Raw genomic sequence first — 6,735 nt, forward strand, 5'->3', positions numbered from 1 at the left:
GCCGCACCCGGGGCGCCCGCCGCGCCGTGAGCCGCCGCGCGGGGCCGCCCCGGCAGCGTCATGCCCTTGGGCAGCGCCGCGCGCATGCTGCGCAGGGCCAGCAGCAGGGCGCCGATGTCGTCGAGGTACACCGGGTCGGGGACCAGGTCGGCCGGCAGCACCAGGTAGGCGACCGCGCCCCAGAAGACCCACTTCGGGCCGGTCGGCAGACCGGCCTGGCGCAGCGCGCGGCGGGTGCGCACCAGCCGCAGCAGCAGCCGCACCGCGACCGCCAGCACGACCACCGCGACCGCCACGGCGAGCACGATCACCACCAGCGTCGTCCGCTCGTCCACCGCACACCTCCAGAGCGAGGAGGGCGGCGCCGGTGCGTCGCCCTCCTCTTCAGCTTCCCCGACGAAGGGCCCGTACGACCCCTGTCGTGGCCGAGGTCACGCCCGGTGGTGGGCCGTCCCCTGCTCGCAGAGCGCCTCCAGCACCCGGTCGGGGGTGAGGGGCAGCTCCCGGACCCGGACGCCCACCGCGTGGTGGAAGGCGTTGCCCACGGCCGCGGCCGTCCCCACCACGCCGATCTCCCCGATGCCCTTGCCGCCGACCGGGTTGAGGTGCGGGTCGTCCTCCTCGATCCAGTGCGCCTCCACCGACGGGACGTCCGCGTGGACCGGCACGTGGTAGGCGGCCAGGTCACGTTCGGCGAAGTCCCCGAAGGCCGGGTCCAGGGTGGATCCCTCGGTGAGGGCCATGCCGAGCCCCATCACCATCCCGCCGACGAACTGCGAGCGCGCCGTGCGCGGATTGAGGATGCGCCCGGCCGCGTATACGCCCATCAGGCGGTTCACCCTGACCTCACCGGTGACGGTGTCGACCCCGACCTCGGCGAAGTGCGCCCCGAAGGCATGCCGGGCGTGGTCGCTCTCCGCGTCGGCCAGTCCCGCGGTGTCGGCGTGTTCCTCCAGCCCCTCGGGGGGCAGCGTGCCCTGGTACACGGCGAGCCGGCGCACCAGCCGGACGCAGGCCTCGTGCACCGCCCAGCCCCAGGAGGCCGTCCCCGACGAGCCTCCGGCCAGCGGCGCGGCGGGCAGGTCGCTGTCGCCGATCTCGATCCGCACCCGGTCGCCCGGCGCGCCCAGCGCCTCGGCGGCGACCTGGCCGAGCACCGTGCGGGCCCCGGTGCCGATGTCGGTGGCGTTCACCCGCACCAGGAAGCTGCCGTCCGGCAGCGCCCGCGCCGTGGCGGTACTGGGGGAGACCAGCACCGGGTAGGTGGCCGACGCCACGCCCGTGCCGGTGAGCACCTGTCCCGCCCGGCGCGCCCCCGGCCTCGGATCGCGGCCCTCCCAGCCGAACCGGCGGGCGCCCTCGCGCAGGCACTCCACCAGGTGGCGGCTGCTGAACGGCTTGCCGGTGTCCGGCTCGGTGCGGCAGTCGTTGACCACCCGCAGCTCGATGGGGTCCATGCCCAGGGCCTCGGCCAGTTCGTCCATCGCCGACTCCAGCGCGTACATGCCGGGCGTCTCGCCGGGGGCGCGCATCCAGGAGGGGGTGGGGACGTCCAGCCGGGCCACCCGGTGCGCGGTCCGGCTGTGCGGTGCGGTGTACATGGTGCGGCCCGGCACGGCGGCCTGCTCGACGAACTCCTTCACCCGCGAGCTGTAGGTGGTCACCTCGTGGACCAGCGAGCGGATCCGGCCGTCCTCGCCGGCCCCCAGCCGCACCCGGTGCAGCGTCGTGGCGCGGTGGCCCACCAGGGCGGGCAGGTCGCGGCGGGGCAGCGCGAGGGCGACCGGCCGCCCCGTGTGCAGCGCCGCCATGGCGGCCAGCACCACGTCGGGGCGCGGCGTGCCCTTCGACCCGAAGCCGCCGCCGACGTGTTCGGCGCGCACCGTGACGGAGTCCTCCGGCACCTCGAACATGGCGGCCAGCGTCTGCCGGACCTTGGTGGTGCCCTGGCTGGAGCACCATGCCTCCAGCCGGCCGTCGCTCCAGCGCGCGGTGGAGGCGTGCGGCTCCATCGGGTGGTTGTGCAGCGGCGGCACCCGGTACGCGGTGTCCACCCGCACCGGGGAGGAGGCGAACGCGCCGTCCGGGTCGCCGTGCTCGCGCAGGGCCGGATGTCCGCCGTTGGCCTTCTCGGGCACGTAGGCGTCCGGGCGGTCCGGGGTCAGCAGCACGTCGTGGTCCAGCGCCAGGTACGCGACCTCCACGGCTCCGGCGCCCTCGCGGGCGGCCTCCAGGGTCTCGGCGACCACCAGGGCGACGACCCACCCGCGGTGCGGCACCCGGTCGTCCTGGAGGACCGCGAGCGTCGGGTCGTCCGGCTCCGCGAGGCGCGGCGCGTTCTCGTGGGTGAGCACCGCCAGCACGCCCGGCACGGCCAGGGCCGTGGAGGCGTCGACCCGCTCCACCCGGCCGGAGGCCACCCGGGACAGGACCGGCCAGGCGTGGGCGAGACCGGGCAGGCGGTGCTCGACGGCGTAGCGGGCACGGCCGGTGACCTTGTCCAGGCCCTCCCGGCGGACGACGGGGGCGCCGAGCGCGGCGGGGGCGTCGGACATGGGGATCCTCCTGCGGGTGACGTCGGGCGACGTCCGAAGCGGTGGGCCGGCCGGGACCGGCGGGTCAGCCGACGGGCCGTGCGGCGAGACGGGTGAGCACGTCGACGGTGAGGGAGCGGGCCAGCGGCACCTTGTAGCCGTTGTCCCGCAGCGGTTTCGCCGCAGCGAGTTCGAGATCCAGGGCGTGCTCGAACGCGGCCCTGGACGGTGCCGCGCCGGTGAGGGCCTCCTCGGCCCGGCGTGCCCGCCACGGCCGGTGCGCCACACCGCCCAGCGCGATGCCCACCCGGGCCACCACCCCGTCCTCGACACGCAGCACCACCGCGGCGGAGGCCAGCGCGAAGGCGTAGGAGGCCCGCTCGCGGACCTTGCGGTACGCCGACGGCAGGCCGCGGGTCGCGGCGGGCAGCACCACCGCGGTGACCAGCTCGCCGGGACGGATCTCGGTGTCCAGCTCCGGGCGGTCGCCGGGCAGCCGGTGGAACACGTCGGCCGCCACCTCACGCTCCCCGTCCGGCCCGGTCAGCTCGACGCGGGCGTCCAGCGCGGCGAGGGCCACCGCCATGTCGGAGGGGTGGGTGGCCACGCAGTGCGGGGAGTGGCCGAGCACGGCGTGGTCGCGGTGCACGCCCTCCCTCGCCCCGCAGCCGCTGCCGGGCTCCCGTTTGTTGCACGGCTTGGAGAGGTCCTGGAAGTACGAGCAGCGGGTGCGCTGCAGCAGGTTCCCGCCGGTCGTGGCGGCGTTGCGCAGCTGGCCCGAGGCGCCGGACAGGAGCGCCCGGGACAGGGCCGGCCAGCCCTCGCGCACCAGCGGGTGGGCGGCCAGGTCGCTGTTGCGGACGGTGGCGCCGACGCGCAGGGAGCCGTCCGGCAGCTCACCGACCGTGTCCAGCGGAAGGCGGGAGACGTCCACCAGGGCGTCCGGGCGCTCCACCCCGAGCTTCATCAGGTCGACCAGATTGGTGCCGCCACCCAGGTAGCGGGCGCCCGGGGTCGCGGCGAAGGCGGCGGTCGCCTCCTCCACCGTGCGGGCCCGGACGTAGTCGAAGGTCTTCACGGGACGACGTCCTCCACGGCCTCGACGATGCGCGGATACGCCCCGCAACGGCACAGGTTGCCGCTCATCCGCTCGCGGATCTCCGCCGCGCCCAGCGGCGCCGGCTCACCCGCCTCGGCCTCGGGGCCGGTGACCGCGGAGGGATGTCCGGCGGCCGCCTCGGCCAGCACGCCCACGGCCGAGCACAGCTGACCGGGCGTGCAGTAGCCGCACTGGAAGGCGTCCCGCTCCAGGAACGCCCGCTGCAGCGGATGGGGCTCGCCGTCCTCGCCGGCGAGCCCCTCCACGGTGGTGACCTCGCTGCCGTCGAGGGCGACGGCGAGCAGCAGGCAGCTGTTCATCCGTCGCCCGTCGACCAGCACCGTGCAGGCGCCGCACTGGCCGTGGTCGCAGCCCTTCTTGGCCCCGGTCAGGTCCAGGTCCTCGCGCAGCAGGTCCAGCAGGACGCGCCGGTTGTCGACGTCCAGCGCGTGCTCCCGGCCGTTGACGGTGAGCGTCGTGCGGGAGGCGCGAGGTGTCACAGCGACCGCTCGTCCTCGTCGGGGACGCGGTGCACCGCGGCCTCCTCCGCCGAGGCGGCGCCGCCGCTGATGCCCACGTCCTCGGCCACCATGTCCTTCTCGGCGTCCTCGCGGGCCCCTTCGTCCGGGGCCACCAGCCGCCCGGCGCGCTCCTCGCCCACCTCGTCGTCCAGGGGCTCGCCCTCGCCGCCGGGCAGGTCGCCCACGCCGTCACCGTCCACCCGGGGCTCCGCCGCCGGGTCGGGCCGCTCCTCGGCCAGCCGCTCGTCGAGGGTCTCGCCCTCGCGCTGCTCGCGGGCCGTGGTGCCGTGGTTGTCCACGCCCAGCGGCCGCTCGGGCGGCGAATACCCCTCGTCGTAGGGCTCGGTCTCGCGCTCGTTGAGGGTGTCCTCGGGGTCCAGGATGCCGTCGTCCTCGCGGCCCTCGGTGCCGCCCTGCGGCTGGTACACCTCGTCACCGAAGTCCTGGCCGTCGGTGTTGCCGTCCATCGCGTCTGTCGGGTCAGTCATGGGGACCGCGTATCCAGCGCCGGTCGCCTGACACCCCCCGGCCGCGGGCGCCACCCGGACGCCCCGGCCGCGCCGTGATCGATCACGACCACCAAGCGGTCCCAATTCGTGCATGTTCCAAATGAAAATGCCAAAGCCCCGAACGGGGGTCGGCACATTCCGTAGTCTCGGGTCGCGTCCGCGGACACCGAGCGACGGGGGAGGGGATTCGGCGTGCCCGGAATCGACGAGAGCCTGCGGGAGATCATGCGGCAGCCGGGAGCACGCGGCGCCGCACTGGTCGACTGGATCAGCGGGCTCTCCCTGGGCGCCGTCGGAGAAGCCCCCGGCAAGGACCGGGAGGCGGCGGCCGCGGAGGTCGCCGAGGTCGCCCGGATCAGCTCCGAGCACCGCGTCTTCGCCCCCGCCGGAGCGGCGGGCGGGGACGGCCCGGCGGAGGGCCCGGCGGGCGAGCCGGGCCGGCAGCCGCCGGTCGAGGACGTGATCGTCACCACCGCCTCGGCCTACCACGTGCTGCGCTTCGTGCCCACCGCCTTCGACGGCAGCGTCTGCCTCCACCTGTGGCTCGACCGGGCCGAGGGCAACCTCGCGATGGCCCGGATCCGGCTGGCGGAGGTCGTCGACCGGCTGGTGCTCGGATGAGGCTGCCGGGGCGGCGTCGCGCGGACGACGGCCCGCTCGGCGCGAAGGACGCGGACGTGGCGGACGACGAAGGCGTTGACGGGCGAGGCGAAGGGAGCGGGCCGATGACCGGCGCCGCAGTGATCGACGAGGCCGAGATCAGGGAGGAACTGCGCGGGCTGCGTTCCCGGGTTCCGGAACTGACCGGGGCGCTGCTGGCCAGCGCCGACGGACTGGTGCTGGCCCACGAGACGCCTCCCGGCACCGAGCCCGAGGGGCTGGCCGCGCTCACCGCCGCCGCCCTGGGGGTCGGCGCGCGGCTCTCCGACGCCGCGGGGCGCGGGGACTTCCGCGAGCTGCTGGTGCGCGGGTCCGGCGGTTACGTGGCCACCTACGCGGCGGGCGGGGCGGCGGTGCTCACCCTGCTCGCCGGAGACCGGGTCAACGTCGGCCGGCTCCACCTGGAGGGCCGCCGCGCCGGCCTCAGGCTGGCGGCGATGGTGCCCGCCCTTCCCGGCGTCTCACCGGACGGCGCTCGGCCGGCGCCGGCGGGCGCCGGGGCGGGCCGTGCTGCGGCGGCGGGGAGCGAACAGCCGGGGACCCTTCCCGTCCGCTCCCCGGGGGCCGCCCGGGCCGGCCGCCGCCAGGGCAACGGACCCCGCTCCTCCGGGTCGCGCTCCTCGGCCTGAGGGCCGGCGGCTGCCTGAAGGCCGGCGGCCCGAACTTAGCCGCGCGGCGCGGGCCGGGCCAGCCAGGCCGCCACGGCGTCCGTGATGGGCTGACCCGTGTCGAGCTCGACGAAGGCGAACTGCCCGGACTGGTTGCACTCGAGGAACCACCAGTGGCCCCGTGCGTCCTCCGCGAAGTCGAAGGCTCCGTAGGCGAGACGGGCGGCCTCGAGGTAACCGAGCACGCCCTCGGCCACCCGCCTAGGCACCCCCACCGGCCGCCAGGCGTGCGCGGAGGGGGCGAAACGGACGTCGACGTCGTCGGCGGACGCGTCGGGGGAGACCTCCTTGCGGGCCGCGAGGAGCCGGTCGCCCACCGCCGTCAGCCGTATGTCCGCCCGCTTGACGACGAGTTGCTGCAACAGCGTCGGCCCGAGCGCCACCGCGTCGAAGTCGGCGTCCGGGGGCACCCGGCTGGTGGGCACCACCAGCGGCGGATCCTGCGGGTGCGTCCCCGACACGGGTTTGACGACCAGTTCGCGGTGGCGGCGGGCGAAGTCCCGCGCGTCGTGCGGCACCGTGGTGATCAGGGTGGCGGGGACCGGGAGCCCGCACTCCTGGGCCAGCCGCAGTTGCCAGGGCTTGTGCCGGGCCAGGTACGCCGCCTCCGGAGGGTTCATCCAGCGGGCGCCGCTGCCCCGCAGCATCCCGTACAGCGCCTGTGACGCCTCCTGGGTGAGCCAGGCGGAGGCCTGCTCGGCGGCGCTGCCCGGTACGCCCGGCCGGCGCACCCACACCGACCGC

At 76.1% G+C, this 6,735-nt stretch carries 8 protein-coding genes; 2 read left to right on the top strand and 6 right to left on the bottom strand.

All coding sequences use genetic code 11. The features are described from left to right. The 5 genes from ACOV8S_RS09065 to ACOV8S_RS09085 form a co-directional block, all read right to left on the bottom strand. A partial coding sequence (locus ACOV8S_RS09065) for a YkvA family protein (RefSeq protein WP_448317191.1) occupies window positions 1-335 on the bottom strand: 335 nt, incomplete at its 3' end. Window positions 336-431: 96 nt separating this feature from the next. Further along, window positions 432-2,555 carry a xanthine dehydrogenase family protein molybdopterin-binding subunit gene (locus ACOV8S_RS09070; RefSeq protein WP_448317192.1) on the bottom strand — a complete coding sequence of 708 codons (2,124 nt, stop codon included), beginning with the start codon at window positions 2,553-2,555 and terminating at the stop codon, window positions 432-434. Window positions 2,556-2,619: 64 nt separating this feature from the next. Continuing rightward, window positions 2,620-3,612, bottom strand: a complete 993-nt coding sequence (locus ACOV8S_RS09075) for an FAD binding domain-containing protein (protein ID WP_448317193.1) — start codon at window positions 3,610-3,612, stop codon at window positions 2,620-2,622. Next, window positions 3,609-4,133, bottom strand: a complete 525-nt coding sequence (locus tag ACOV8S_RS09080; RefSeq protein ID WP_448317194.1) for a 2Fe-2S iron-sulfur cluster-binding protein — start codon at window positions 4,131-4,133, stop codon at window positions 3,609-3,611. The genes ACOV8S_RS09075 and ACOV8S_RS09080 overlap by 4 nt, the downstream gene beginning before the upstream one ends. Then, the gene (locus ACOV8S_RS09085; RefSeq protein ID WP_448317406.1) at window positions 4,130-4,621 is read right to left on the bottom strand and encodes a DUF5709 domain-containing protein; all 492 of its coding nucleotides are present in this window, start codon (window positions 4,619-4,621) and stop codon (window positions 4,130-4,132) included. The genes ACOV8S_RS09080 and ACOV8S_RS09085 overlap by 4 nt, the downstream gene beginning before the upstream one ends. A gap of 234 nt (window positions 4,622-4,855) precedes the next feature. On the opposite strand from ACOV8S_RS09085, the gene ACOV8S_RS09090 reads away from it, so the two are divergent. Next, complete coding sequence (locus ACOV8S_RS09090; RefSeq protein ID WP_448317195.1) at window positions 4,856-5,284, top strand: hypothetical protein; 429 nt, start codon at window positions 4,856-4,858, stop codon at window positions 5,282-5,284. Between the two features lie 104 nt (window positions 5,285-5,388). Further along, the gene (locus ACOV8S_RS09095) at window positions 5,389-5,952 is read left to right on the top strand and encodes a roadblock/LC7 domain-containing protein (RefSeq protein WP_448317196.1); all 564 of its coding nucleotides are present in this window, start codon (window positions 5,389-5,391) and stop codon (window positions 5,950-5,952) included. Between the two features lie 35 nt (window positions 5,953-5,987). Here ACOV8S_RS09095 and ACOV8S_RS09100 read toward each other — a convergent pair. Beyond that, the coding region (locus ACOV8S_RS09100) for an ATP-grasp ribosomal peptide maturase (protein WP_448317197.1) at window positions 5,988-6,735 on the bottom strand (748 nt) is incomplete at its 5' end.

Source organism: Streptomyces sp. CO7, assembly GCF_053474865.1.